The organism is Mesorhizobium sp. M1050 (assembly GCF_040318715.1).
GTDB lineage: Bacteria > Pseudomonadota > Alphaproteobacteria > Rhizobiales > Rhizobiaceae > Mesorhizobium.
In genome coordinates this window covers 1-25,790 of the sequence record NZ_JAMYMV010000034.1, presented here as the reverse complement: position 1 = coordinate 25,790, position 25,790 = coordinate 1, and the positions used below count along the sequence as shown (strand labels likewise).

24 protein-coding genes are annotated in these 25,790 nt (G+C 62.5%); 17 read left to right on the top strand and 7 right to left on the bottom strand.

Annotation, left to right across the window (positions count from 1 at the left end; translation table 11 throughout):
• Positions 1–28: 28 nt before the first annotated feature.
• The 4 genes from NKH57_RS18965 to NKH57_RS18950 all read left to right on the top strand — a co-directional run bounded on the left by NKH57_RS18965 (position 29) and on the right by NKH57_RS18950 (position 5,432).
• Positions 29–793 (top strand): SDR family oxidoreductase, encoded by a 765-nt coding sequence (locus NKH57_RS18965; RefSeq protein ID WP_352946147.1) that lies wholly within the window; start codon positions 29–31, stop codon positions 791–793.
• A gap of 521 nt (positions 794–1,314) precedes the next feature.
• Entirely contained in the window at positions 1,315–2,289 is a 975-nt protein-coding gene (locus tag NKH57_RS18960; protein WP_352946144.1) for an ABC transporter substrate-binding protein, read from the top strand.
• 78 nt (positions 2,290–2,367) lie between these two features.
• On the top strand, positions 2,368–3,453 hold the full coding sequence (locus NKH57_RS18955; protein WP_352946141.1) for a quaternary amine ABC transporter ATP-binding protein: 1,086 nt from the start codon (positions 2,368–2,370) through the stop codon (positions 3,451–3,453).
• Complete coding sequence (locus NKH57_RS18950) at positions 3,450–5,432, top strand: ABC transporter permease (RefSeq protein ID WP_352946139.1); 1,983 nt, start codon at positions 3,450–3,452, stop codon at positions 5,430–5,432. Before NKH57_RS18955 ends, NKH57_RS18950 begins: the two co-directional genes overlap by 4 nt.
• 272 nt (positions 5,433–5,704) lie before the next feature.
• Here NKH57_RS18950 and NKH57_RS18945 read toward each other — a convergent pair whose 3' ends face one another.
• The 3 genes from NKH57_RS18945 to NKH57_RS18935 form a co-directional block, all read right to left on the bottom strand.
• Entirely contained in the window at positions 5,705–8,176 is a 2,472-nt protein-coding gene (locus NKH57_RS18945; RefSeq protein WP_352946210.1) for an adenylate/guanylate cyclase domain-containing protein, read from the bottom strand.
• 81 nt (positions 8,177–8,257) lie between these two features.
• Entirely contained in the window at positions 8,258–9,352 is a 1,095-nt protein-coding gene (locus NKH57_RS18940) for a branched-chain amino acid ABC transporter substrate-binding protein (RefSeq protein WP_023759023.1), read from the bottom strand.
• 421 nt (positions 9,353–9,773) lie between these two features.
• Positions 9,774–11,132 (bottom strand): trimethylamine monooxygenase, encoded by a 1,359-nt coding sequence (locus NKH57_RS18935; protein ID WP_352946136.1) that lies wholly within the window; start codon positions 11,130–11,132, stop codon positions 9,774–9,776.
• 337 nt (positions 11,133–11,469) lie between these two features.
• On the opposite strand from NKH57_RS18935, the gene NKH57_RS18930 reads away from it, so the two are divergent.
• The gene (locus NKH57_RS18930) at positions 11,470–12,186 is read left to right on the top strand and encodes a helix-turn-helix domain-containing protein (RefSeq protein ID WP_023759021.1); all 717 of its coding nucleotides are present in this window, start codon (positions 11,470–11,472) and stop codon (positions 12,184–12,186) included.
• A 54-nt stretch (positions 12,187–12,240) separates the two neighbouring features.
• Here the strand turns inward: NKH57_RS18930 and NKH57_RS18925 are convergent, their stop codons facing one another.
• Genes NKH57_RS18925 through NKH57_RS18910 form a run of 4 tightly spaced genes read right to left on the bottom strand, consistent with a single transcriptional unit; the run spans position 12,241 to position 16,024 of the window.
• Complete coding sequence (locus tag NKH57_RS18925; protein WP_352946133.1) at positions 12,241–13,281, bottom strand: heme-dependent oxidative N-demethylase family protein; 1,041 nt, start codon at positions 13,279–13,281, stop codon at positions 12,241–12,243.
• Between the two features lie 9 nt (positions 13,282–13,290).
• Entirely contained in the window at positions 13,291–14,256 is a 966-nt protein-coding gene (locus NKH57_RS18920; RefSeq protein WP_352946131.1) for a PDR/VanB family oxidoreductase, read from the bottom strand.
• Entirely contained in the window at positions 14,253–14,849 is a 597-nt protein-coding gene (locus tag NKH57_RS18915) for a dimethylamine monooxygenase subunit DmmA family protein (RefSeq protein ID WP_352946128.1), read from the bottom strand. Before NKH57_RS18915 ends, NKH57_RS18920 begins: the two co-directional genes overlap by 4 nt.
• Positions 14,850–14,890: 41 nt before the next feature.
• Positions 14,891–16,024, bottom strand: a complete 1,134-nt coding sequence (locus NKH57_RS18910; RefSeq protein WP_352946126.1) for an aminomethyl transferase family protein — start codon at positions 16,022–16,024, stop codon at positions 14,891–14,893.
• Between the two features lie 296 nt (positions 16,025–16,320).
• Between NKH57_RS18910 and NKH57_RS18905 the strand changes: the two genes are divergently transcribed.
• The 12 genes from NKH57_RS18905 (at position 16,321) to NKH57_RS18850 (ending at position 25,648) form a co-directional block, all read left to right on the top strand.
• Positions 16,321–16,599 (top strand): hypothetical protein, encoded by a 279-nt coding sequence (locus NKH57_RS18905; protein ID WP_352729203.1) that lies wholly within the window; start codon positions 16,321–16,323, stop codon positions 16,597–16,599.
• Positions 16,600–16,611: 12 nt separating this feature from the next.
• A complete protein-coding gene (locus NKH57_RS18900; RefSeq protein WP_023759015.1) occupies positions 16,612–16,989 on the top strand; it encodes a hypothetical protein in 378 nt (125 codons plus the stop codon).
• A 32-nt stretch (positions 16,990–17,021) separates the two neighbouring features.
• On the top strand, positions 17,022–17,183 hold the full coding sequence (locus NKH57_RS18895; RefSeq protein WP_023759014.1) for a hypothetical protein: 162 nt from the start codon (positions 17,022–17,024) through the stop codon (positions 17,181–17,183).
• A 14-nt stretch (positions 17,184–17,197) separates the two neighbouring features.
• Positions 17,198–18,592 carry an APC family permease gene (locus tag NKH57_RS18890; protein WP_023759013.1) on the top strand — a complete coding sequence of 465 codons (1,395 nt, stop codon included), beginning with the start codon at positions 17,198–17,200 and terminating at the stop codon, positions 18,590–18,592.
• Between the two features lie 45 nt (positions 18,593–18,637).
• Positions 18,638–19,327: a hypothetical protein gene (locus NKH57_RS18885; RefSeq protein WP_352946121.1), complete on the top strand. Its 690-nt coding sequence runs from the start codon at positions 18,638–18,640 to the stop codon at positions 19,325–19,327.
• The gene (locus NKH57_RS18880; protein ID WP_352946119.1) at positions 19,324–19,647 is read left to right on the top strand and encodes a hypothetical protein; all 324 of its coding nucleotides are present in this window, start codon (positions 19,324–19,326) and stop codon (positions 19,645–19,647) included. Before NKH57_RS18885 ends, NKH57_RS18880 begins: the two co-directional genes overlap by 4 nt.
• 85 nt (positions 19,648–19,732) lie before the next feature.
• Positions 19,733–20,629, top strand: coding sequence for a class II glutamine amidotransferase (locus tag NKH57_RS18875; protein ID WP_352946116.1), 897 nt, complete (start codon positions 19,733–19,735; stop codon positions 20,627–20,629).
• Positions 20,630–20,633: 4 nt separating this feature from the next.
• A complete protein-coding gene (locus tag NKH57_RS18870) occupies positions 20,634–21,359 on the top strand; it encodes a GltB/FmdC/FwdC-like GXGXG domain-containing protein (RefSeq protein WP_352946113.1) in 726 nt (241 codons plus the stop codon).
• 6 nt (positions 21,360–21,365) lie between these two features.
• The gene (locus tag NKH57_RS18865) at positions 21,366–22,694 is read left to right on the top strand and encodes an FMN-binding glutamate synthase family protein (protein ID WP_352729211.1); all 1,329 of its coding nucleotides are present in this window, start codon (positions 21,366–21,368) and stop codon (positions 22,692–22,694) included.
• A 62-nt stretch (positions 22,695–22,756) separates the two neighbouring features.
• Positions 22,757–24,064 (top strand): type III glutamate--ammonia ligase, encoded by a 1,308-nt coding sequence (gene glnT, locus NKH57_RS18860; RefSeq protein ID WP_352600485.1) that lies wholly within the window; start codon positions 22,757–22,759, stop codon positions 24,062–24,064.
• Between the two features lie 37 nt (positions 24,065–24,101).
• Positions 24,102–25,355: a sarcosine oxidase subunit beta family protein gene (locus NKH57_RS18855; RefSeq protein ID WP_352946109.1), complete on the top strand. Its 1,254-nt coding sequence runs from the start codon at positions 24,102–24,104 to the stop codon at positions 25,353–25,355.
• Positions 25,356–25,372: 17 nt separating this feature from the next.
• The gene (locus NKH57_RS18850) at positions 25,373–25,648 is read left to right on the top strand and encodes a sarcosine oxidase subunit delta (RefSeq protein WP_352946107.1); all 276 of its coding nucleotides are present in this window, start codon (positions 25,373–25,375) and stop codon (positions 25,646–25,648) included.
• Positions 25,649–25,790: the final 142 nt, after the last annotated feature.

Sequence of the window (25,790 nt, the reverse complement as noted above, 5' to 3'; positions counted from 1 at the left end):
ACCTTCCCGAAAGCAGGGAGGGCTATCGATGGATCTTTTCAAACTTGACGGCGATGTCGCGCTGGTCACGGGCGCCGGCAGCGGCATCGGCCAGGCGATCGCGATCGGGCTGGCCGAGGCGGGTGCCGACGTCGCCTGTTTCGGCCATGCGTCGAAAGGTGGACTGGACGAAACCGCGCACCGGATCACCGCACTCGGCCGCAAAGCGCTTGTGCTGACCGGCACGGTGACGTCTGAGAGCGATCTCGCGGCGGCGATCGATCGCGTCGAGGCCGAACTCGGTGCGCTGACCGTCGCCGTCAACAATGCCGGCATTGCCGGCTCCGAGCCCGCCGAGACGATGCCGCTGGAGACATGGCAAAAGGTACACGAGGTGAATGTCGCCGGCGTGTTCCTGTCCTGCCAGGCCGAGGCCCGCAAGATGCTGGCGCGACGCAAGGGCTCGATCATCAACATCGCCTCGATGTCCGGCACCATCGTCAACCGGGGCCTGACCCAGGCGCACTACAATTCGTCGAAAGCCGCCGTCATCCACATGTCCAGGAGTCTCGCCATGGAGTGGGCCGACCGCGGACTGCGCGTCAATGTCGTCAGCCCCGGCTACACGCTGACGCCGATGAACAAGCGCCCGGAGGTGGCGGAAGAGGTCAAGATCTTCAAGCGCGACACGCCGATGGGGCGCATGGCGGCGCCGGAGGAAATGGTCGGACCGACAGTGTTCCTGGCCAGCCGCGCCTCTAGCTTCGTCACCGGCCTCGACCTGATCGTCGATGGCGGCTACGTCTGCTGGTAGGCTTCGACTTCGCCTGCAGTCTGAATTTATACGTCCCGAAGGCGTTAGTCGTTGCGCGACATGAACCTTGGTGTATGTAATTTCATCCCATGAAACGACCTTGGCGAGACAGGGCTTGCCGGGTCGATAGCCGAGAGCAATTGCAGCAAAAGTGCCAAGCGGTTTTGCGTCCGGAATTGCGTAAAAACAAACGTATGGAGCATTGGAGGCGATCGTGTTTCGCCGGAATTGCTCTGGATCATGGGACCTTGATGGCTTGCACCTTGCCGGGCGCCGCAGGACTTGCAATTGATCCTCAGATGATCGCTCCCGCAGCGGTCCGTCGGCAGCCATGACGCCGACACTTCGATCGTGTTCCACCATCACCAGAATTGAGCACCATCTTGCCTGCGTTGGCCAAAGCCAAGGCAGCAATTTGGCGCCGACGGGCTTGCGCAGGGACCAGTATTTCCAACACAATCAAGAATAGCCGCAAGAAGGGAACCAACGATAATTTTCACACAGCTTGAAGGAGAACAAGCATGTCATTTCGCAGTCACATCTCGAAACTCTCGATGGGTGCCGTCGCGCTCGCGACGTTAGGCCTGCTGACGCCGTCCGCCCAAGCCGCCGCACCGGAATCCAACGATCCGATCAAGATCGCGCTGTTCGACTGGACCAGCGTCAATCTGAACGCCAAGATCCTCGGCGGCATCCTGGAAAAGCTCGGCTATACCGTCGAATATCCGACCGCCGACTACCTCTCCAGCCTGACCACCGGTCTCACCAATGGCGATCTCGATGTCGGCCTGGAATTCTGGGACACGACCGCAGGCGAGGCCATGAAGGCCTCCGACGCGACCGGACAGACCGAACGGCTAGGCAAGCTCGGACCAAAGGCCAAGGAAGAGTGGTGGTTTCCCGAATACATGAAGGAGAAGTGCCCCGGCCTGCCCAATTGGGAAGCGCTGAAAGACCCGAAATGCGCCGAGGCCTTCTCGACGGCGGAAACCACACCGAAAGGGCGTTATCTCGGCGGGCCGGTGACATGGGAAGGCTTTGATGACGAGCGCGTCGAGGCACTGAAGCTGCCCTTCACCGTCATCCATGCCGGCACCGACGCGGCGATGTTCGCGGAACTCGATTCCGCCTACCAGCGCAAGGCGCCGATCATGCTGTGGATCTATTCGCCGCACTGGGCGCCGGCCAAATACAAGGGCGAGTGGATTGAATTCCCCGAATACACGCCCGAGTGCTACAACGACCCAAAATGGGGCGTGAACCCCGACGCCAAATATGATTGCGGCAAGCCGCATGGCGAGATCTGGAAATACTCCTGGGCCGGCATGAAGGACAAATGGCCGGTCGCCTACAAGGTGGCGAAGGCCTACACGGTCGACACCGACGAACTCAACAAGATGAGCGGCGAGATCGATCTCGGCGGCAAGACGCCGGAAGATGTCGCCGCCACCTGGATCGCCGCCCACGAGGCCGACTGGAAAGCCTGGGCGCAGTAATCGTTCCAACTGGAAAAATGAGACCCGGCTGCTTGATCGGCCGGGCCTCAATTCTTGATGTTCCAGAAGGACGTTTGAATGACGGACAAGACTGAACAGGGACCAAACGCCGCTGGCACGCCAAAGGATGCCCGCCCGATAAAACTTGCCTGCCGCAATGTCTGGAAACTGTTCGGATCGAATGCGGCCAACTTCATCCGAGAACGCGACGGCAAGGCCAGCATGGCTGAAGTCGCTGCTGCCGGACTGGTCGGCGCGGTGCGCGCCGTCGATCTCGAAATCCGCCAGGGTGAGATCTTCATCATCATGGGCCTGTCGGGCTCCGGCAAATCGACGCTGGTGCGCTGCATGTCGAGACTGGTCGAGCCGACCCACGGCAAGGTCGAATTCGAGGGCAAGGACCTCCTGAAAATCTCGGATGCAGCACTGATCGAATTGCGGCGACACCGTATGGGGATGGTGTTCCAGAATTTTGCGCTTCTGCCGCATCTCAACGTGCTGGAGAATATCGCCTTTCCGCTCAGCATCCAGGGACAGGACCGGCCGACGCGCGAGGCACGGGCCCGCGAGGTTATCGAACTCGTCGGCCTGCGCGGACGCGAGCATTTCTATCCGCGCGAGCTTTCTGGCGGCCAGCAGCAACGTGTCGGCATCGCCCGCAGCCTGGCGACCAAACCGGAAATCTGGTTCCTCGACGAGCCGTTCTCGGCGCTCGATCCGCTGATCCGCCGCGAGATGCAGGATGAGCTGATGCGGCTGCAGACCATGCTGCACAAGACCATCGTCTTCATCACCCACGATTTCGACGAGGCGATCCGGCTGGCCGACCGCATCGCCATCATGAAGGACGGCGAGGTCATCCAGATCGGCACGCCGGAAGAGCTGGTGGTCAATCCGGCGACCGACTATGTCGCCGAGTTCACCCGCGACGTGGACCGCGCCAAGGTGATCTCGGCGCGCAGCCTGATGCGCGCCTGCGACGGCTCGGAGCATGGCGGCACCGTTACCCCGGATGCCAAGATCGCCAGCTTCTCGGCCGGCATCGTTGCCGCCGACAAGCCGTTCGCGGTGGTCAACGGCACCGGCAAGCCGATCGGCGAGGTGACGCCGCAAGCGGTCATCGACCTGCTGGCCGGTATCGATCGCTCGAGGGCCGGCGCATGACGGTGACGGCAAGCGCCAGCGAAGCAAGGGCGCGGCCGCTTCAGGTCTGGCTTCTGATATGGGCCGCAGCGCTTGCCGCCGTGCTTGTCGTTTTCCTGCTGCAGGACCGCCTGCCCTGGGCCGTCAACTATCCGGCAAGCGCCGTCGTGCCGGTCGCCGACTGGGTCAGCGCGCTGATGCGCTGGATCAAGTCGAACCTGTCGTGGCTGACCCGCTCGATCACCGCGGTGCTCGGCGTACCGCTCGATTTCGCGCTCAACCTGCTGGCCAAGAATTTCAAGATCGGCCATGGCATTGATGCCTATGTCCTGCCGCGCCTGTCCTGGGTCGGCGTCTGCGCTGCCGCCTTCCTCTCCGGACATGCCGTTGGCGGCCGGAAACTCAGCCTGCTGGTTGGCGGCTGCTTCCTCTACATCGCGCTGTTCGGCCAATGGACCAGTGCCATGCTGACGCTGGCGCTGATCTCGATCGCGGTGCCGTTCTGCATCGTCACCGGCCTGTTCGCCGGCATATGGGCATGGCGCAAGCCTTGGGCCGAAAGGCTCATCGTCTCCCCTGCCCTTGACCTGATGCAGACGATCCCGACCTTTGCCTACCTCATCCCGATGCTGCTGCTGTTCGGCAACAGCCCGGTCTCGGCGATGATCGCGACCGCCATCTTCGCCACGCCGCCGATGGTGCGGGCGACGACTCTGGGGCTGTCGCGGGTGCCGTCGGAGATCGACGATTTCAGCGAAATGGCCGGCTGCACGTCCCGCCAGAAATTGTGGCGGGTGCTGCTGCCTTCGGCGCGGCCGACACTGATGGTCGGCGTCAACCAGGTGATCATGCTGGCGCTGAATATGGTCATCATAGCCTCGATGATCGGTGCCGGTGGCCTCGGCTACGACGTGCTCCTGGCACTGCGCGCGCTGAAGGTCGGCGAAGCGATGGAAGCCGGTCTCGCCATCGTGGCGCTCGCCATCGCGCTCGACCGGCTGAGCCAGGCCATCGCGCACAAGCAGGCCAAGGGTCATGTCCATCAGGCGATCGGCGCGAGCCTCTGGCGGCGCTACCCCAATCTGACGCTGGCCATCGCCATCCTTGCCGTGACAACGCTGCTCGGCCTGTTCGTGCCGGCCTTCGCGGCGGTGCCGAAGGCGATCACTTTCACCACCGCGCCGCTGTGGAAGGCGGCGGTGAACTGGGTCACGATCAATTTCTTCGATGCGATCGAGGCGTTTCGCGTGGCGCTGATCCTCAATTTGCTGAACCCGCTGCGCGCCTTTTGCGAAGGCTTTCCCTGGCTGGGTGCCGTCTTCCTGCTCGGCCTCGCCGGCTATCAGCTTAGCGGTTTCCGCCTGGCCGTATTGGTTGCCGCTCTGACCGCCTTCTGCGCCATCACAGGCCTGTGGGAAAAAACCATGGCGACCGTCTATCTCTGCGGCATCTCGGCCTTCATCGCTTGCTTGATCGGCATCCCGATCGGGCTGATGGCCTCGCGCAGCGACCGCTTCGAGAAGATCGTCACCCCGGTCATCGACACGCTGCAGGTGCTGCCTTCCTTCTGCTTCATAATCCCGGTGGTGATGCTGTTTCGGGTCGGTGATGTCACCGCGATGATCGCAACGATAGCCTTCGCGGTGGTGCCAGCGATCCGCTACACCAATCACGGCATCAGGCAGGTGCCGCCGGCGCTGATCGAGGCGGCCAAGGTGTCCGGCTGCACGCCGCGCCAGACCTTCTTTCGCGTGCAACTGCCGCTGGCGCTGCCGGAGATCATGCTCGGCGTCAACCAGACGATCCTGATGGCGCTGGCAATGATCATCATCTGCGCCATGGTCGGCACGCGCGATCTCGGCCAGGAAGTGTTCATCGCGTTGTCCAAGGCCGATTCCGGCCGCGGCATCGTCGCCGGCCTGGCAATAGCCTTCATCGGCATCGTCGCCGACCGGCTGTTCAGCGCCTGGACGGCGAAGGCACGGGCGAGGCTGGGGTAGGATTCGTCAGCGAACGAACACAGAGCTTCATTTCCGGTCGTGGCCGAATGACCCGGTAAGGTCGGAATCCGATCCAATGCGACATTCGCCGTACTAGGCGTCTGCCTCGCGCCATATCCGGACCTTGCCGGTGATGCCGTGAATGTTAAGTCTCGGCTCCGATGCGGACGTTCCGCCCGAGTTCGAAGACTGAGAGCGACCGTTCTGCCAATGAGTGGCGTCTCACATCCCACTCCTTGCGTCCATTGGGAGGGGTCGTTGTGGACCAAGCCCTACTGCCCGGGCTTGTGACAAAGCCGATCCAGCGCGTCTCGAAGTGCAGTGGCGGCATCGCCACGCTCGTCAGGGGACATCAGCTCCGGTTCAAGTTCCAGCCTGAAGTGCGGCAGCTCGGTTCGAACAGCACAACGAGCGGCCGCCAGATTGTCCTTCAGATCGATGACGCGGTAGGTGGCGACGGGATAGGCGATCCCCTTGACCTGGACGTGCCCCAACTCCTCACAGTCGATTGAGTCCTTCACTTGCGCAAACGTCTCGTAGGAAATGAGGATGGCCCCCGGCGGCGCCTCCTGCTCCAGGCGCGAGGCGAGATTCACGGCGCCGCCGATTATCGTGTAGTCCATCCGGTCCTCGCTGCCGAAGTTACCGACGGTGCAGTAGTCGGTATGGATGCCGATGCGACAGCGCAGCGGTGTTTCGATCCCCATGTCCCGCCAGACTTCGGCAAGCTCGATAATCCGCTTTTGCATTGCAAGTGCCATCTGCGCGCAAGCCAGCGCGTCCTCCTTGACGCCGCGAGTCTCGGGATCGCCGAAAAACATCAGGATCGCGTCGCCGACATATTTGTCGATTGTCGCGCCGTGATCCGAAGCAATTTTCGACATTTCCGTCAGATAGTGATTGAGGAGTTGGGTGAGATCCTCGGATTCCATTTTGTCAGTGGTCTCGGTAAAGCCGGCGATATCGGAGAAGCATATTGTCAGTTTCTTCCGCTGGCTGGCGATCCTGACCTCCTGGCGGCCGGTGAATATCGAGCGATACACTTGGGGCGCCAGATACTTCGCCAGCTTGCTGGAAAGCGCCTCCAGAACCACGGATTTCTCGGCGAGGTTCTCCTCCCTTTGCTTCAGCTCAGTGATGTCCGAATAGACGGCGACCGTGCCGCCGGCGCTGATCCGCCGCTCGCTGATCATGACCCATCGCCCATCGCCTCGCCGCTGCACCCAAGGTTCGCCAGGGTTGCGGTGCCGCGAGAGGCGCTCGGCGACCCACTCCTCGACCCGCCCCTCGGCGTCCCTGATGTAGCCGCGCTCAGCGGATCGGCGAATGATTTGCTCGAATGTCGTGCCGGGCGTCAGTTCGGTCTCCAGACCGGTGTAGAGCAATTCGCGGTAGCGGCTGTTGCTGAGGACGAGCCGGTCCTCCCAGTCGTACAGGGCGAATCCTTCGGAGATGCTTTCGATGGCATCGATGAGCCGCTGACGAGCTTCCGCAACGTCGCGCAGATTCTTTTCCTCGATCTCGACAGCAGTATCCCGGAAGAGTCTCAGCGCTTCGGCCATGCGCCCGATTTCGTCGCTGCCAGCTGCGGGCAGCGGCGCACGAAGGTTGCCCCCCGCAATCGCGAGCATGCCCTGGCTCACGGCCCCCAGTCGGGCAAGGAGGCTGCGGTCGACATAGAGCCAGACAACCAGAACCGAACTCAGGAGGCTGAGGAAGGCGGAGCCGAGCACAACCGCGGTGCCGTAGCGCTGGACGAGCGCGGCTTCGCGACCGGACGCAGCGATCTCCTGGTCTGCCGTGGCGACCAGGCGATCGACGCCAGCGGTGAGATTGCGCGACAGTCGATTGTTCTCGGCCAGAAGCCTTTCGCCCTGTGCCAGGACAGCAAACTCGTCCTCCCGCGCCTTGGGGATGCTGTCCTCGCCGTCGGTCAAACCCTTGAATTCGTCGACACGCTGCCGGAAGCGGATCCGCAGCTTTTCGTCGATCTCCGTGGCAACCTTTTCAAGAGCAGTGAGCGAACGGCGTAGCGGAAAAAGGATCAACGCCAGGTCGCCCGGCGTCGGCGCGTTCGCGACCTTCACCAGCGCGTCGTTGACCGCCGAGATCTCCAGCTGCGCCTTCTGCTGGGGGATGTAGGCCGCAATCGCCTGGACCAGGTCGGCCATCGCCGCTGCGCGTCGATCAGGCGACAGCGACGTGTCGGCCGCGACCGCCCGCCATTGCGGGAGCCTGGAATCCATCACTAGGATGCCGGTGGCGACAAGGCGCTGGCTGCCGGTCGTCGTCGCGGCGAGGCGGTTCAGGAGTTCCTCCTTACGGGCTACCACGTCGAGCCGGGCGACAACAAGAGAGTCGAGCTCCTTCAGGTTGCGCCTCAGAACAATCGCGGCTTCCTCGATCTCGGCCAAAGGCACTGTGCCCGACGTGGCATCCCGGAGGTCCGTGCGCAGGGCCTCGAGGCGGGACATCTCGAGCGCGACGGCAGCCGAGACCTCGCTGTGCTGAGCCCTGCTTGTCGCTGCCAGCACCGATGGCGCGGCAGCAGCGACCCGTTCGGCCTGGCGCGACAGCTGGAGGGAGGCGAGCGCCGACGGCACTCGATCCGTGGTAATTCGGTCGACGACGTCGCCAACCTGGAGGAAGGCATAAAGCGCCGCAGCGGTTGCTAGCACCGCAAGGGCGCTGATCCCGAAAAAGGCGAGCAACAGCCGGCCGCGTATGCCGAGGCGTTCAAGCATCTCGGCGAGTCGGAACAGTCCGGCCACACTGGTCTTCATCAGACTAGACGTCTCAGCCGGCGCGCCGGCGATCAGCGAATCCTATTCAACCGGCACGTACTCTCCGCCGCGCCAGACGTACCAAACCCAGCTCTGCTTCGTGAGGTCGCCCTTGTCGTCGAAATCGACCCGGCCGATGACGGTGTCGAATTCCTGTTCGTGCAGTGCCGCAATGACGGCCTTCGGCTCCAGCGAACCTGCCTTCGAGACGGCCTGGGCCCAGACCTGGACCGCGCAGTAGCTCAACAGCGTATAGCCCGCGGGTTCGAAGTTCTCCGCACGGAACTGCTCAACGACCGCGGCCGCTTCGGAGCTTCGCCTCGGGTCCGCCGGGAACGTGAAGAGGGTCCCCTCCGCCGCGGGGCCGGCGATCAGGGCAAATTCCTCGGTCGCCAAAGCATCTCCGGATATGAGCTGAAGCGTATAGCCACTGTCGTGTGCAGCGCGAGCAATCAGCGCAACCTCGGCATGATACCCACCCACATACAAGGCCGAGACGCCGGCGGTCTGCAACGCAGCGACCTCGGCCGAATAGTCGTCCTTCCCGGGAATGTATGCGTCGTAAACGGCCTCAGTCACGCCCCGCTTGTTCAGCTGCTTCCTGGTCTCGTCGGCGAGACCCTTCCCATAGGTCGAGTTGTCGTGGAGGATCGCAATCTTCTTGTTGCCCCAGCGATCGGCAAGGTAGTTGCCGGCGATGAACCCTTGCGCGTCGTCGCGGCCAATGGTGCGAAAGACATTGGCACGGCCCTGTTCGGTCAGCTGCGGATTGGTCGAGCCTGGGGATATCTCAACGACGCCCGCCTCCTCGTACACTTTTGATGCGGGGATCGAGGCCCCGGAGCAATAATGCCCGACGACGAGCACGACCCCGTCAGCCACCAGCTTCTTGGCGGCCGCCACAGCTTGCTCGGGATCGCAGAAGTCGTCGACCGAGATGAGCCTCACCTTCTGGCCGAGCACGCCGCCCGCCGTGTTGACGTCGGCCACTGCCATCTCCGCGCCGCGCTGTCCCTGCTCGCCGATCCAGGCGAGCCGTCCCGTCATCGCAGCCGAGACGCCGATCAGCACCTCCGCCCGCGCGGAGCTGAACACGGCCGCGAGAACTAAGATCGCTATGGCGATGATGCGGTGCATGTGTGCACCCCCTTAGCTGTAGCTTACGCCAATCCCGCCAGAGCCGACAGCCCCTTCGGCAAGCGCGACTGAATCCGGCTGCTATTGCAGCGCACACCTAATTTGGCGAAGCAATCATACACTGGAATGGCGTGTCGTAACTTCGTTCGCTGAGGTCGGAATCGCGCGCCAAATCCGGACGTTACCACTGACCGGAGTGAGCGTCGTGATCGGGTCAACTTGCGTCGTCCAGGCTCTCGGCGTCAAATGGCCGAGAAGGGCCGGGACTCGATCGTTCAGAATGATTGGATTTTGACCCTAAGCCGCGGACTCTATTTTCGTTTTCTGATTTGACCATGATCTTTTCCGAAGCCGAGGTCGGCGAAGCCAAAAATCGGCATCCACTTTTCGCTGATGCGACCCTTCGGTTCGGAGGCCGGAGCTACTCAGCCGCTACCCCCTTTACCTCCAGATAGCTCTCCATCGAATCGTCCAGCGCGTGCAGCCAGGGCGTATGGTGGAGCGGTGCCATGGTGCCGGTCATCAGCGAGCGATAGGCGTGGTCGCGGAAGCTCATGATGTCTTCGCCCTTGTGGTGCTCCCACTCCATGAAGGTCTGGTTGACCGCCTCGACGTCGAAGCCGGGATAGTCGGTCTGATCCATCAATTCCTTGGTGTAGTCGCCCTGGAACCAGATCATCTGCTCGGCGTCTTCCAGCGTTTCCTCACGCGCCCGCCATTTCGCGCCGTGCGCGGCCATCGCCTCGGCCGACGGCAGCTTGATGCGGCCCATGATCACGTCTCGCGCGAACCAGGCCTGCGCGTCGAACATGTTGAAGGTGTAGAACTGGTCCTGCATGCCGATATAGGAAAGCTGCGGGTTCTTCTCCCAGACGACGCCTTCGTAGAGATCGAGCGGCCACATGCGATTGGCGGTCTTGAGCTTCAAATCGTCGGTGAGGAAAGGGAAGGAATGCAGGTAGCCAGTGCACAGGATGATGGCGTCGACATCCCTAGTGGTGCCATCCTTGAAATGCGCCGTCTTGCCGACGACCTTTTGCAGCAGCGGCACCTCTTTCCAATTCTCCGGCCATTTGAAGCCCATCGGCTTCGAGCGGTAGCTGGAGGTGATCGATTTGGCGCCGTACTTGTAACATTGCGAACCGATGTCCTCGGCTGAATAGGAGCGGCCGATGATCAGGATGTCCTTGCCCTTGAACTCCATCGCGTCGCGGAAATCATGGCTGTGCAAGATGCGGCCGTTGAAGGTGGAGAAACCCTCGAAATAGGGCACGTTGGGCACCGAGAAATGCCCCGAAGCGACGACGACATTGTCGAACTCTTCCGAGTAGGTGACGTCATTGGTGCGGTCATGCGCGGTGACGGTAAATTTCTTCGTCTCGTTCGAGAAGGTGACCATGCGCACCGGGCTGTTGAAGCGCACCCATTTGCGCAGGCCTGACTTCTCGACACGGCCCTTGATGTAATCCCACAGCACGGCGCGCGGCGGATAGGAGCCGATCGGCCGGCCGAAATGCTCCTCGAAAGTGTAGTCGGCGAATTCCAGGCATTCCTTCGGGCCGTTGGACCATAGGTAGCGGTACATCGAGCCATGCACAGGATCGCCGTGCTCGTCGAGGCCGGTGCGCCAGGTGTAATTCCATAGGCCGCCCCAGTCCGACTGCTTTTCGAAGCAGACGATCTCGGGGATGTCGGCGCCCTTGTCGGCCGCCGACTTGAAAGCCCTGAGCTGTGCCAGGCCGGATGGACCGGCTCCGATGACGGCAACGCGACTGTTCATGGCAGGCCTCCCGATCTGATTTCGGCTTTTGTCTTGACGCAATCCCCAAGGGAAAGCGCAACCGGCTTTTCCCGGGAAAACCGCTTTACGTTTTTCATGGAATTGCTCTTACGAAACAAATTTCACTCACAGGACAATAATTGGCCCTTTCGTGCTGTCAACCGGCCGGTGCTGAAACAAGGTTGCACCGTGATGGATTTCCGAAAAAAACTGGTGCGGCCAAACGCGGGATCACGCGCATGCGCCTTCAGGCGACTTGCCGTCGCAGTTGCGCTGCTGTATCGGCAGCTGACATGTTCACCTAGAGTGAAATAAATCCCAGGAGTGCCGGGGCGACATGGCGAAGACAGTTTCCGATTCCAAGGCTGGTTCCGCCGGTGCGAAGGCCAAGCCGCTGCCAAAGGTCTCGGCCGACGGGAAAACCATCCGCGCGCCGCTGACGCAGAACCCGCATGCCATTCGCGATACCCGTGAAAAAGTGCTGGAGGTCGCGATCGGCCGCGAGGTGCGCGCCTTCCGCAAGAAGCTCGGCATCACCGTCGCAGACCTCGCGGTAGCCACGGACATTTCCCTGGGCATGCTGTCGAAGATCGAGAACGGCATCACCTCACCGTCGCTGACCACTTTGCAGGCACTGTCGCGGGCGCTGGGCGTTCCGGTGACCGCCTTCTTCCGCCGCTTCGAGGAAGAGCGCAGCGCCGTCTTCGTCAAGGCGGGCGAAGGCCTCGACGTCGAGCGCCGCGGCACGCGCGCCGGCCACCAGTACAATCTGCTCGGCCATATCGGCTCCAACACCAGCGGCGTCGTCGTCGAACCCTATCTGATCACGCTGACGGAGGATTCGGATGTGTTCCCGACCTTCCAGCACGAGGGCATGGAGTTCCTCTACATGCTCGAGGGCGAGGTCGTTTACCGGCACGGCAGCAATCTCTACCCGATGAAGCCCGGCGACAGCCTGTTCTTCGACGCCGACGCGCCACACGGGCCGGAGCAGCTGACCAAACTGCCGATGCGCTATCTCTCGATCATTTGTTATCCGCAGAGTGCGGGCTGAGCTAGCCAATCTCCCCCCTCGTGGGGGAGATTGGCAGATTTGCGGGCGGCAGCTTCAGTCCGGCCCGAACCCCGGCGACGTCGCACTTCCATCATCCAGCTTCGACAACCACTCGACCAGCGCCGGGCGATAGCGCGTCAGGCCTTTGTAGTTGGCGAGTTCGTCAGGAAGATCGCGGATGACGCGGTGCAGGCGCCGTGCCCATTTCGGCTGCGTCACCAGTTCATCCATCTTGATCAGATAGCAGCGGATTGGAAAGACGATGCCGTTCGAGCGCGGCAGCCGCCAGAAGCTCTGCAGTTCGACGCGCAGATGCACCTTGTCACCGACATTTTCAGTCGTCACCGTCGCCCGGTCCGGACCCCATTTGTGATAGTTCTCAGGGCTTGTATCGAGGCGCGGGTTGATGGTCATCGTCCAGTTCAGGCGCCGCGCCGGCTTGCCTTGCTGGATGTTGGTGAGGAATTTCAGCGCCCTGACGAAAATCCCCTTCTCATGCGCAAGCGGCACCGGCGCGTGCCATTCGAAGAAATTCATGCCGATGTCGAAATCGAGCGACCAGTCGGCCTGGGTGGTGACCATGCCGGCATCCATCCACAGATTGCCGTCGCGCTGGTCGAGGATGCAGAAATCGCCCTGGCTCTGCCGGGTGATGTACTCCATCGGCCCGTAAGGCAGCGTCGAGGTGTCGCCGAAGGTGAAGGTGTCGTCGATGCCGAGCGGCCGGTTGATCCAGCGCCAACGATCGCCGTCACGGGTCAGCGTGAAGTGCTCGGGATAGCCAAGTGCCTGCTGCTCCATCAAAAGCTCGAGCAGGTCCCAGCCGGCCAACGTCATGTGCGGCAGCGACTGGCACCGCAACGGGTCCTCGGCGAGCACCAGCGCGCGATCCTGCATCTCGGCGACATAGTGCTCGTCGACGTCGATCAGGTTTTCCAGCACGCTGCCCTTCGGCCCGACGACATGCGGCTCGATGTTGACCGCATACATGTAGGCGTCTTCGTGGAACGGGAACGGAAACCGCCTTATGTGCTCCGGGCTGTTCCTGAAGGTGAAGTCGTCGCGGAACGTTTCCTTGCGAAAGGTGATGCCCATGATTTTCTCCTAGCGCTCCAGGACCAGCGACCGGCCCTCGAAGCGCGACACGCACGGCATGATCTTCTTGCCCGAACGGTGCTCTTCCTCGCTCAGCCAGTGGTCGTTGTGGATGAACCTGCCGTCCGAAGAGATGACGTTGGTTTCACACTGGCCACAGACGCCGCCGCGGCAGAGATAGGGTGGATCGACGCCGGCCGCCTCGATCGCCTCGAGAAGGCTCTGCTGCTCGTCGACACGGATCGTCTTGGCGCTGACGGCAAGCGTCACGTCGAACGGCAGCCCGGGCTGGGGGGCCGCGAAATGCTCGAAATGCACGGTCTCCGGCGGCCAGCCGAGGCTTGCCGCGCGGTCACGCACCCAATTGATCATGCCGGCCGGGCCGCAGACATAGAGATGCGTGCCGAGCGGCTGCGTCGACAGCAAGCGGTCGAGCTCGATGCGTTCCTCGCGATCGTCGTGATAGAGCCTGATGCGACGGCCGTAGCGCTCGCGCAGCACATCGGCATAGGAGCCGAGCGATGCGGTGCGGCAGGTGTAGTGCAGCTCGAAATTGCCGCCTTCGGCCGCCAGTTGCGCGGTCTGGGCCATGAACGGGGTGATGCCGATGCCGCCGGCCAGCATCAGGTGCTTCTTGGCGCGCAGGTCGAGCGAGAAGAGGTTGACGGGGTAGCTGACCACCATCTCCATGCCGGGGCGAACATGCCTGTGCATGAACAGTGAGCCGCCGCGGCCGACATCGTCGCGGCGCACCGAGATCGTATATTCGCGCGTGTCGAGCGGCGAGCCCATCAGCGAATAAGGATTGAGCCTGGTGCGCTCGCCGTCGCGCATCTCGACCACGACATGGGCGCCGCCGGAAAAGGTCGGCAAAAGCTCGCCGTCGCGCCGACGGAAATGGAAGCGGGTGACTAGGTCGTTGACCGGGACGACATCGCTGACGACGACGTCGAGTTTTGTTGTTCCGGTGCTCATCGAAAAATCTCCTCCATCGGAGGAATCTCCGAGCGATCTTCCGCATTGATGCAGACGCCCTGGAAGGCGGCGATGCGCCGGGAATAGTGATCGCGCACCAGAAGAAGCAGCCCGCAATGCGCGCAGGTCGCCGGCTGCGTCGTCACATTCTCGGTGATGCCCTTGCAGTGCACGCACTGCATGCGCCGCGCCCGCGAGCCGCGGTGCTCGGTCTGGATCGAGGTGTGGTCGATGCCGGCTTCAAGCGCCAGCTGCATCGCCTGGCCGATCAGGCCTTCGGTGCCGGCGAGATAGAGGCGCAGGCCCATATGCGCGTTGGCGAGTGTCTGCCTGAGCCGTGGCAGCAGGCTGGCGAAGGACGGAGCCTGATGAAACTGTGCCGGTTTCAGCGATTCCAGGGCGGCGGTGTGTCTACCGTCAGAGCCAGGAATGAAGACGATCTCGGCCCCGTCGAAGAACCCGGCCGGCGCGCTGCCGGCCATGTCCCTTATCGCCAGCGCCCCTTCCGCATCCGCGATAAAAAGATGATGCTTGCCCGGTTGCGGACCCAAGGTTCCGTAAACCGGCCGGCTGATGATGCTTTTGACTGCCATCTAACTCTTCGTGCCTCGAACCCCTCGCCGTTGACTATGCCTCAACCTTTCGCCGTGCGCTTGGCCTTCTTGGGATCATCGAAGGGAAGCGGCTGCGCGGTGGCCTTGATGGCACCGCTCTTGTTGCGGATTTCGAGCTTGGTGTCCTGGACCGCGCAATCGACGTCGAGCCGGGCGATACCCATCGATTTCTCGACCAGCGGCGAATACATGGCGCAGGTCACCACGCCGACCTTTTTGCCGTCGCGATACACAGGCGCGCCTTCATCGGCCGGCTCCTTGCCGTCAAGCAGAACGCCATAGATCTTGAAGCGCTCCTTGCCCTTCAGGCGGTAGTGCTCCTCGGCGCCGCGAAAGCCCGTCTTGCCAGGGCTGACGGTGAAGTCGAGGCCGAGTTCCCACAGCGTGTCGCCGGGGCCCTCATTGTCGAACGGATACTTTTGGGAATTGTCGTAGGGATAAAAGAGCAGGTAACTTTCGACGCGCAGCATGTCGAGTGTGGTGAAGCGGCACGGAATGATGCCGGCGCTCTTGCCCTCGTCGAGGATCCTGTCCCAGATCGTGCCGGCATCCTGGCCGCGGCAGAAAATCTCGTAGCCGCGCTCGCCGGTGTAGCCGGTGCGCGAGATCATCACCGGAAAGCCGAACAGCTGCGTCTGCATGTGGTGGAAATAGTTGAGGTCGCGGATGCCCGGCACGTGCTTGGCCAGATAGTCGACCGATGTCGGACCCTGCAGCGACAAATCGTGCAGATTGTCGTCGAAGCGCAGCGAGACGTCGCGTCCCACCGAAGCGCGCTGCAATTCCTCATGGCCGGTGCCCGATCCGTGCACGACCATCCAGGCATTGGGGCCGGTGCGGTAGAGGATGCAATCGTCGGTGAATTTTCCCGCCTCGTTCAGCATGCAGGCATAGGCCGACTTGCCGGGATAGATCTTTTCGACATCGCGCGTCGTCGCCAGGTCGATCAGGTGCGAGGCGTGCGGTCCGGTGATGTGGACCTTCTTGAGGCCGGAGACGTCCATCAGGCCAGCCTTGGTGCGGATGGCGATGTACTCCTCGTCGGCATCCTTGTCGTAGCTCCACGCGGTTCCCATGCCGCTCCAGTCTTCGAGCTTCGAACCGAGCGCGCGATGGCGATCCGCCAGGGCCGAAAATCTCCAGGATGCCGTCATCCGCACGTCCTCCGCTTCGAAAAATCTTTTGCCGTTCCCCGCTCCCTGCGCAGCGGCGGGAGCTTTGGCCGAATATTGACCGCAAACGTCAGGGCGCCGCAATACCCATAAGCAATTAATTTCATTGTGAGGCAAAATCCGTTGCGCGAAGCAAACGGTTAACCCGGCGTAAATCGCGCTTGACAATTGCGGGATTCGGACGGAATTTATGAAAAAAATTTCACTCTCTTGAAAGAGGGCAGCGGGCGGCCAATTCGGGGTCGAACGTTGGGAAAAGGGGAAAACCGATGTCAGACATGCACCGGCGCATCGAAGCGCTGTACCGTTCCGACGTGCGCGGCTCCGCGCTCCTGATCGTGTGCCTGTGGGCGACGATCCTTTTCGTCCTCTTCATGACGTGGCCGTACGTCCCGAACGCGGGGATCAAGGCGGTCGTTGCCGCCGCCGCCGCTGCCGTGCTGATCTTCAACACGGCCGCCATCCTGGCGATGGTCAAGCACTACAAGGAAGACAAGGAATTCATCTACGGGCTCGATATCAAGAACGCCGACGCGTTCCGCAACCGCAAGTCCTGAGGGGTAGAAGAGATGCCGCGCTACACGCCACCGGAGCAGAGCAAGGCCGGGCAGGTTTTCGACATCGCCGTCGTCGTGGTCGCCATTTTCGTGGCGCTGTGGCTGCCGCTCAAGCTAGGCCTTGCCGGTGCGGCAAAATCAATCGACGCGCTCGACGCCAAGACGTGGGAAGCGCTTGGCCAGAACCCGACCATGGCCTCGATCTGGGAAAAGCTCGGCTACACGCCCGAGACCGCGCATGACATCATCCAGAACCGCTTTCACTATGTCATCGACTGGCCGACGCTGATCATCATGGCCGCCGTGCTGATCGGCTATTTCGTCTTCCTGTTTCGCGCGTCCGACCGCGAATATCGCGACGTCATCAACGAAAAATTCGACGACAAGTAGAAGCTTCGACGACAAAAATTGGGGCACGCACCATGTGGACGGTACTCTCTTACGCATGCTGGGGCATCTCGATCGTGCTTGCCCTGTGGATGCTCTACGACTGGTTCAAGGTCGACACGACCTTCTCCGAAGAGGTGCTGACCTCGTCGCGCGAAGGTGAACTGGAAGCCGTTTCCGAAAAACACCGGATCTGAGTGGGGATTGAACAATGACGGTTACACTTGAACCGGCAATCCACGGAGACAGGGTTTCCCTGCTGCGCGTGCTTGGCCCGGCCCATGTCTGGGCGCTTGGCGTCGGCATCGTTCTCGTCGGCGAATTCACCGGCTGGAATTTTGCCGCCGACAAGGGCGGCGCGCTGGCCGCGCTGATCGTCTGCTGGGTTGTCGGGTTGCTCTACACCTCGGTCGCGATGATCGATTCCGAGGTGACATCGACCGTCGCCGCCGCCGGCGGCCAATATGCGCAGGCCAAGCACATCGTCGGACCGCTGATGGCGTTCAATGTCGCGCTGTTCCTGGTCTTTGCCTACACCATGCTCGAAGTGTCCGACGCCATCCTGCTCGGCGACACGATCGTCGCCAAGGCGGGGGTCGAAGGGCTGACCCACAATTCCTTCATCGCCGCGACCATCGTCGTGCTGGCGTGGCTGAACTATCGTGGCGTGCTGATGACGCTCAACGTCAACTTCGTCATCACCGCAATCGCCTATATCTCGATCGTCATCCTGTTCTTCTCGGTCAGCCCGTGGACGCAGGGCGCCGTGCTGAAGCTCAACGAACTGGTCACCCCCGGCAACGCCCTGCCCTATGGCTGGATCGGCGTCATCGCCGCCTTCCAGTTCGGCATCTGGTATTATCTCGGCATCGAGGGGACGACGCAGGCCGCCGAAGAAGTGCGCTCGCCGGCCCGCTCGCTGCCTTATGGCACCATGGCCGGCATGATCACGCTTTTGATCGCCGCCGCCATGACCTGGTATGTCTGCGCCTCGATGATGCCCTGGGAATATCTGGGCATCACCTATTACCCGTTGTGGGACGCGGGCAAGCTGACCGGCAGTCCGCTGCTCGAGAACCTGCTGTTTGTCGCCACGCTGCTTGCCGCGCTGGCCTCGGCCAATGGCTGCATCAACGACGCGGCGCGCGCCTGGTTCTCGCTCGGCCGTGACCGCTATCTGCCGACCTGGTTCTCGGCCGTGCACCCGAAATATCGCACGCCCTACCGCTCGATCCTGTTCCTGCTGCCGATCGCGCTGGCCTTCGCCTTCATCGCCGACCTCAACCAGGCGATCACTTTCTCGATCCTGTCAGGCGTGCTGCAATACACGTTCATGAGCATCAACATCGTCATGTTCCGCAAGAAGTGGCCGCTGGGCTCCATACGTCGCGGCTACACGCACCCGTTCCATCCGATCCCGGCCGTCGTGCTGTTTTGCCTGTGCGTGGTGACCTTCTTCGCCATTTTCCTCGGCTTCGGTTCGCAGCTGATCGCCATGGTCGCCTTCTACTTCCTGATCTCGCTGTGGTTCCATTTCTACCGGTACAGATTCGTGCGGCGCGGCGATCAGTTCACCATGCCGTGGCCGAAGCCGCAGGGGTATTGATGGGAGTAGGCCCGTCCGGACTCCGGGCGGGCCTGGCATGAGAAAATGTCCGAGGTGACATCAGCACTGCTTGCCGGGGCCATTGTCCTGACTCTCGCCCTCCACCTTGCCTGGCTGGCGCGCATCGGCCGCAACAGGGCCTCGGCTGCGCTCGCCGTCGAGTTGGGCCGTGTCCGCACCGTCATCGCCGACGCAGCCGATGTTTCGGACGGCACCGCCGGCGTCATCACCTGGCAAGGATCATGGAGAGGCCGGCGCGTGCAGGTACGCACCATCGTCGATACGCTGGCGACGCGGAAACTGCCGGCGCGCTGGCTCAGTGTTTCGGTCACCGAAGAGGTGGCAGTGCCAGCTACCTTCGACATGATGATGCGGCCGGGCTCGCCGACGACTTTCTCCAATTTCGATCACCTTGAGCATACGCAGCCCAAGGCCCCGGGATTTCCTGCCGAGGCGGTTCTGCGAACCGACCGCAGGGCGGCGCGCTTTCCCCAGGGCCTCATCGCCAGCCATATCGAGATCTTTGCCGAGGGCCGCGCCAAGGAACTGCTGATCACCCCGAACGGAGTGCGTATCGTCTGGCTGTTGGCCGAGGCCGAGCGGGCGCGCTACGGCGTTTTCCGGCAAGCCGAATTTGGCGGCACCACACTCGATCCAGCATTGATCGAAAGATTGCTGGTATCGGTATCGGCGCTGCGCGACGCCATCAACAAAAGCGAACGGCAGGCCGCATGACCAGTTCCACCCCGTCACCGACCAATCCCTATCTGGTTCTCTGCGCCGCAATCGTGCTGCCGGCAAGCGGACATGTCATTCTCGGCGTGCCGGTGCGCGGCCTGCAGTTCCTCTTCTTCATGGTGATCCTGGCATGCGTCACGGCCAAGATCGCGTCGCCTGACGCCAGCTTCGTCGGCCGGCAGGCCGGCGGTTTCCTGATCTATGCCTTATCGATCCTCGACGCTTACAAGATCGCCCGCATCCGCACCGCCAAATGGGTTCACAATGCGCGGACAGGCAGCGATAATTCGCATGGCGGCATTACGCCACATACGTAACCAGAGGAAAATTTTTTTCATACGATTGAATTTCGCCAACGCATTCGATACATCATCTCATAGTTACAAACGTTGGGAGGCTGACATGTGTGGGATTGTCGGACTGTTTTTGAAAGACAAGGCGCTGGAACCCCAGCTTGGGGCGATGCTGTCGCAGATGCTGATCTCGCTCAGTGATCGCGGCCCGGACAGCGCCGGCATCGCCATCTATGGCGCGCCTTCCAAAGACGAGGCCAAGATCACCATCCAGTCAGCCAAGCCGGAGCGCGATTTCCGCGGCCTCGAGGCGGAACTCGCCAAGGCCATCGGCACGCCGGTGACGATCGCGGTGAAATCCACCCATGCGGTCGTCAGGACCACGCCCGCCAAAATCGACGAGGCGCGCGAGACCATCCAGGCGCTACGCCCCGACATCCGTATCATGGGCGCCGGCGACGTTGTCGAGATCTACAAGGAAGTTGGCCTGCCCGAGGCTGTCGTCGATCGCTTCGATGTCCGCAAGATGACCGGCACGCATGGCATCGGCCATACCCGCATGGCGACGGAATCGGCAGTGACGACGATGGGCGCGCATCCGTTCTCGACTGGGGCCGATCAGTGCCTGGTGCACAATGGTTCGCTGTCCAATCACAACAATGTCCGCCGAGAGCTGATCCGCGAAGGCATGACCTTCGAGACCGAGAACGACACCGAGGTCGCCGCCGCCTATCTCTCCTCGCAGATGGCGCATGGCAAGAATCTGGGCGAAGCGCTGGAAGGCACGCTTTCGGATCTCGACGGCTTCTTCACCTTCGTCGTCGGCACCAAGAACGGCTTTGGCGTGGTGCGCGACCCGATCGCCTGCAAGCCCGCCGTGATGGCCGAGACCGACCAGTATGTCGCCTTCGGCTCGGAATATCGCGCGCTGACCAAACTGCCCGGCATAGACAATGCGAGGGTCTGGGAACCCGAGCCCGCAACCGTCTATTTCTGGGAGCACTGAGTTCATGCCGGCAATCAGCCTTTCAAAGACGACGGCGCACGACCCTCGAGTCTTCGATCTCGACCAGATGTCGCTGCGCGAACTCAACCAGGCGCTTCACAATCTGGCTCCCGGCTCGAATGAAACAGCCTGGGAGGTGCTCCATCCGAAAGGCAGTCATTCGGTCGCAGTTGGCGTCGACCAGCCTGTCGCCATCGATGTGCGCGGCAGCGTCGGCTATTACTGCGGCGGCATGAATTCCGGCAGCACGATTACCGTGCATGGCTCGGCGGGTCCCGGTGTCGGCGAGAACATGATGTCGGGGTCGATCACCATCAAGGGTGACGCCAGCCAGTATGCCGGCGCCACCGGCAGGGGCGGCCTGCTGGTCATCGAGGGCAACGCCTCGTCGCGCTGCGGCATTTCGATGAAGGGGATCGACATCGTCGTTCACGGCAATATCGGCCACATGTCTGCGTTCATGGCGCAGTCCGGCAATCTGGTGGTGCTTGGCGATGCCGGCGACGCGCTGGGCGATTCCATCTACGAGGCGCGGCTGTTCGTGCGCGGCAAGGTCGGCAGCCTGGGTGCCGACTGCGTTGCCAAGGAGATGCGGACCGAGCACCTGGAATTGCTGCAGGGCCTGCTCGACCGCGCCGGCGTCACCGGCGTCAAGCCCTCGGAATTCAAGCGCTACGGCTCGGCGCGCACGCTCTACAATTTCAATATCGACAACGCCGACGCGTATTGAGGCAGCATGACCTACAGGAACCCGCCGACGACGCCGCGCAAATCCGCGACCTTCGACGACTATACGCTTTCCGAAATTCGCCGTGCCGCGGCGACCGGCATCTATGACATCCGTGGTGGCGGTGCCAAACGCAAGCTGCCGCATTTCGACGACCTCCTGTTCCTCGGCGCCTCGATCTCGCGTTACCCGCTCGAAGGCTATCGCGAACGCTGCGACACCAGCGTGGTGCTGGGTTCGCGCCACGCCAAGAAGCCGATAGAGCTGAAGATCCCGATCACCATCGCCGGCATGAGCTTTGGTTCGCTGTCGGGGCCTGCCAAGGAAGCACTTGGGCGCGGCGCGACGCTGGCCGGCACCTCGACCACCACGGGCGATGGCGGCATGACCGAGGAGGAGCGCGGCCATTCCAAGCAGCTGGTCTATCAATACCTGCCCTCCCGCTACGGCATGAACCCGCGCGATTTGCGCCGGGCCGATGCCATCGAGGTGGTCGTCGGCCAGGGCGCCAAGCCAGGCGGCGGCGGCATGCTGCTTGGCCAGAAGATCTCCGACCGCGTCGCCGAAATGCGTACGCTGCCGAAAGGCATCGATCAGCGCTCGGCCTCGCGCCACCCGGACTGGACCGGTCCCGACGATCTCGAGATCAAGATCCTCGAACTGCGTGAAATCACCGACTGGGAGAAGCCAATCTACGTCAAGGTTGGCGGCGCGCGGCCCTATTACGACACTGCGCTTGCCGTGAAGGCCGGCGCCGATGTCGTCGTCGTCGACGGCATGCAGGGCGGTACCGCCGCGACCCAGGAAGTGTTCATCGAGAATGTCGGCCAGCCGACACTTGCCTGCATCAGGCCGGCGGTGCAGGCGCTGCAGGATCTCGGCATGCACCGCAAGGTGCAGCTGATCGTCTCCGGTGGCATCCGCAACGGCGCCGATGTCGCCAAGGCGCTGGCGCTCGGCGTCGATGCGGTCTCGATCGGCACGGCTGCCCTTGTCGCGCTCGGCGACAACGATCCGCACTGGGAGGCGGAGTATAACGAACTCGGAACCACGGCCGGCGCCTATGACGACTGGCACGAGGGGCGCGACCCGGCCGGCATCACCACGCAGGACCCGGAACTGATGAAGCGGGTCGATCCCATCGCCGCCGGACGCCGGCTGGCGAACTACCTCAAGGTGATGACGCTCGAGGCTCAAACGATCGCCCGCGCGTGCGGCAAGAACAGCCTGCACAATCTCGAGCCCGAGGACCTTGTCGCACTGACGATCGAGGCAGCCGCCATGGCCGGCGTGCCGCTGGCCGGCACCAACTGGATACCGGGGAAGAACGGCTTCTGATCAACGAAGGGCCGAAGCCCACATGCTCTGGGGCCAACAATCGACAAAAATGGGGAACTGCGGTGACACTTGATCTTGCTGAATTCGCAAGGGCGAAAAACGTCAAATACTTCATGATTTCCTACACTGACCTGTTCAGTGGCCAGCGTGCCAAGCTGGTGCCGGCGCAGGCGATCGCCGACATGCAGAAGGATGGCGCCGGCTTTGCCGGCTTTGCCACCTGGCTCGATCTGACGCCGGCGCATCCCGACATGCTGGCGGTGCCGGACCCGAATTCGGTCATCCAGCTGCCGTGGAAGCCTGAAGTCGCCTGGGTCGCCGCCAACTGCATCATGGACGACAAGGAGGTCGACCAGGCGCCGCGCAACACGCTGAAGCGGCTGATCGCGGAAGCCGCCAGTGATGGCATGCATGTCAAGACCGGCGTCGAGGCCGAGTTCTTCCTGATTTCCCCGGACGGCAAGACGATTTCCGACGAATACGATACGGCGTCGAAACCTTGCTACGACCAGCAGGCGGTGATGCGCCGCTACGATGTCATCGCGGAAATCTGCGACCACATGCTCGCGCTCGGCTGGGGCGCCTACCAGAACGACCACGAGGACGCCAACGGCCAATTTGAGATGAACTGGGCATTCGACGACGCGCTGGCGACCGCCGACAAGCATTCCTTCTTCAAATTCATGGTCAAGTCGATCGCGGAAAAGCATGGCCTTCGAGCGACCTTCATGCCCAAACCCTTCCAGGGACTGACCGGCAATGGCTGCCATGCCCATATCTCGGTGTGGGACAAGGCCGGCAAGACCAACGTCTTCGCCGACAATGCGATGGAACTCGGCCTGTCGGCGAAGGGCAGGAATTTCCTCGGCGGCATCATGAAGCATGCCTCTGCGCTGGCCGCCATCACCAACCCGACAGTCAATTCCTACAAGCGTATCAACGCGCCGCGCACCATTTCGGGCGCCACCTGGGCACCGAACACGGTGACCTGGACCGGCAACAACCGCACCCACATGGTGCGCGTGCCCGGTCCCGGCCGCTTCGAACTGCGCCTGCCGGATGGTGCCGCCAACCCTTATCTGCTGCAGGCGGTCATCATCGCGGCCGGCCTCGACGGCATCCGCTCGAAAGCCGATCCGGGCAGGCGCTACGACATCGACATGTACCAGCACGGCCATACGGTGGAGGGCGCGCCGAAGCTGCCGCTCAACCTGCTCGATGCGTTGCGCGAGTTCGACAACGACAAATCGCTCAAGGCGGCGCTGGGTGAGGAATTCTCGTCGGCCTACCTAAAGCTGAAGCACCAGGAATGGAATTCCTATGCTTCGCACTTCACGCAATGGGAGCGCGACCACACGCTGGATATCTGACGACCCGGCGGGATGCGAGCGACCTCGGAATGAACGTATGAAATATTCGATCTTCTCGCTCGCCCGCGCCGCCCTGTCCGGCCACAAGAACTGGCAACGCACGTGGCGTGACGCCACGCCGAAGGATCACTACGACGTGGTGATCATCGGCGGCGGCGGCCACGGGCTGGCAACCGCCTGGTTCTTGGCCAGCGAGTACGGCATCAGAAACGTCGCCGTGCTCGAAAAAGGCTGGATCGGCTCCGGCAATGCCGGCCGCAACACCACCATCATCCGCTCCAATTACGGCCTGCCCGGCAACACCGGCTTCTACGAACTGTCGATGAAGCTGTGGGAGCGGATGGAGCAGGACCTCAACTACAACACGATGGTCAGCCAGCGCGGCGTCATCAACCTCTACCACTCCGACGCACAGCGCGACGCCTATGCACGGCGCGGCAACACGATGCGCATCAACGGCATCGACGCCGAACTGCTCGACCTCGCCGCCGTCAAGAAGATGATACCGTTCCTGAACTTCGACAATGCGCGCTTTCCCGTGCAAGGCGGGCTCCTGCAGCGGCGCGGTGGCACGGCGCGCCACGATGCCGTGGTCTGGGGCTATGCCCATGCGGCAAGCGCGCTCGGCGTCGACATCATCCAGAACTGCGAGGTGACGGGGTTCACCCGCGACGCCAACGGCAAGGTGACCGGCGTCGAGACGTCGCGCGGCAAGATCGGCGCCGGAAAGGTCGGCATGGCTGTTGCCGGCAGTTCCTCGCGCGTCGCGGCGATGGCCGGTTTGCGCCTGCCGATCGAAAGCCATGTGCTGCAGGCCTTCGTCTCCGAGGCGATCAAACCGCTCATCCCCGGCGTCATGACCTTCGGCGCCGGCCATTTCTATGTCAGCCAGTCAGACAAGGGCGGGCTGGTCTTCGGCGGCGACATAGACGGCTACAATTCCTATGCCCAGCGCGGCAACATGCCTGTGATGGAGGACGTCTGCGAGGGCGGCATGGCGCTGATGCCGATGATCGGCCGCGTGCGCCTGCTGCGCCAGTGGGGCGGCATCATGGACATGTCGATGGATGGCTCGCCGATCATCGACAAGAGCCCGGTGGACGGGCTCTACATCAACGCCGGCTGGTGCTATGGCGGCTTCAAGGCGACGCCGGGCTCGGGCTTCGTGTTCGCCCACCTTCTGGCCCGCGATGAATCGCACGCAGAAGCTGCAAGGTTCCGCCTCGACCGGTTCCGGACGGGCGCGATGATCGACGAAAAGGGCCAGGGCGCCCAACCGAACCTGCATTGAAGGCGGCCTAGAACAGCATGCGCATTGTCTGTCCCTTCTGCGGCGAACGTGAACTCGGCGAGTTCACCTATCTCGGCGATGCTAAGCCGGTGCGGCCGGTGGCCGGCGCCTCGGAGGACGAGGTCTTTGACTATGTCTATCTGCGCGACAATATCGCCGGGCAGACCAGCGAATACTGGTACCATGGCAGCGGCTGCCGGGCTTGGCTGAAGGTCACCCGCAACACGCTGACGCACGAGATTTCGTCGGTTGAACCGGCGGCGGGTGCTGGGGCGAGGCAGGTCGCGAAGTGAGTTTTCCTGTCGAGACCATAGCCGTCGCGAAAAGCGCCAGCCCTCCACCTCCCCCTTGTGGGGAGGTCGGACCGCAGGTCCGGGTTGGGGGGGGGGGGGGACCCCCCCCCCCCCTGGGGAGTCGGAGATGAAACAAAAACGA